The 1,228-nt window shown below is 70.8% G+C and carries 1 protein-coding gene; it reads right to left on the minus strand.

Translation table 11 applies throughout. The features are described 5' to 3' along the window. Positions 1 to 324: 324 nt before the first annotated feature. Positions 325 to 1,134, minus strand: coding sequence for a hypothetical protein (locus MHY20_RS11490; protein WP_183376956.1), 810 nt, complete (start codon positions 1,132 to 1,134; stop codon positions 325 to 327). Positions 1,135 to 1,228 lie beyond the last annotated feature (94 nt).

Genomic DNA, 1,228 nt, shown 5'->3' on the forward strand with positions numbered 1-1,228 from the left:
GCTGCAACGTCATCTACGCCATGCTCCGCGACGGCACCTACTACCAGCCACCGACAACCGCCCCTACCCCCGAGCCGACCGCTCTCGCGGCTTGACTCGAAACATAGGGACACCCCCCCTTGAAACCGGCCGTGGCGGCGAGGGCTGTGCACATTCCGACCAAAAACGGCATCATTGCTCTGGCGGGGCCCTCAACGGGCCGTTTTGCTCCAGATTTTGTCCGGCCGCGCCGCGCACCGCCCCCGCAGCGGCTATCGCGCCCCCCGACCCAGCAGCCGGCTCACCCGCGGATTTCGGCCGACCCACCGGCGGCTTTCCTCCGGTTCACCCGCGGATGTCGATGCCGAACACGCGCTTGACCTGCGCGGTCACCATCTGCGGGTGCCGCCGGTCAGACGGCGTCGACGCCCACGGCGTGAACAGTCCCGGGAAGTCCGGGTGCGTCACCTTCCCGTGCGTCGGGCCGGAGGTGCTGACCCGGAACCCGTGCGCCTTCAGCCGCAGCCGCAGTTCCCGCAGGTCAGCGGGATGCCGTGTCCCCTTCTTCCGACGGTTCGACGGTCCGCTCACGTCGATCGGCGCCTCCGCTTCGAACTCCTCCGGCCGCACGCTCAGCGCGTACCGGCTCGGCAGCACCGCGATCACATGGTTGTCCGCACGGCGCACCTGCACAGTCCACTGGCCGCGCAGGAAATGATCGCTCGCGCCGTTGTCCGCGGTCCACACTTCCTCCGGATCGGCCACGGTCATCACCACCGTGTCGTGTGTGATCACAGCGAGCGACGTCCCGGACAGCAGCCGGATCTCCCGCTCGATCACGCGCAGCGGCCGCGTGTAGGGCCGCGGGTCGGAGGGATTGAGGGTGACGACGGCGTCGTCGGGTGCGGCCGACGGGTTCGGCACCAGCTCGAAGCGCTGCGGCTTGCGCGGGCCCGGCTTCGGGGCGGCCGACGGGTTCTGCTCGCCCGCCTCGAGCTGCTCCCGGGCCCGCTGCTGCGCCTCTCGGCTGGGAATCTGCGTGTAGTCGACCGGCCGCACTTCAGCGGCCTGCCTCCGTCGGCCCGCGAGCTGGGCGGGAGAGGGCGCGCCGGGACTGCCGGGATGCTGGCGCGGCTGGCGGGGTCGGGAGGTCATGGCTCCACGGTACCGGTGCGCTACCCTGATCGGTGCACTGGCGCCGTCACACCACTGCCCGTCACCCCGATCTGCCCGCTGGAGGCCCCATGTC

It is taken from the genome of Helcobacillus sp. ACRRO (assembly GCF_022347125.1).
Lineage (GTDB): Bacteria > Actinomycetota > Actinomycetes > Actinomycetales > Dermabacteraceae > Helcobacillus > Helcobacillus massiliensis.

Bases quoted from the DNA above. Each gene is read 5' to 3' on its own strand.
- MHY20_RS11490 (WP_183376956.1), bottom strand. From the start codon at position 1,134: ATGACCTCCCGACCCCGCCAGCCGCGCCAGCATCCCGGCAGTCCCGGC.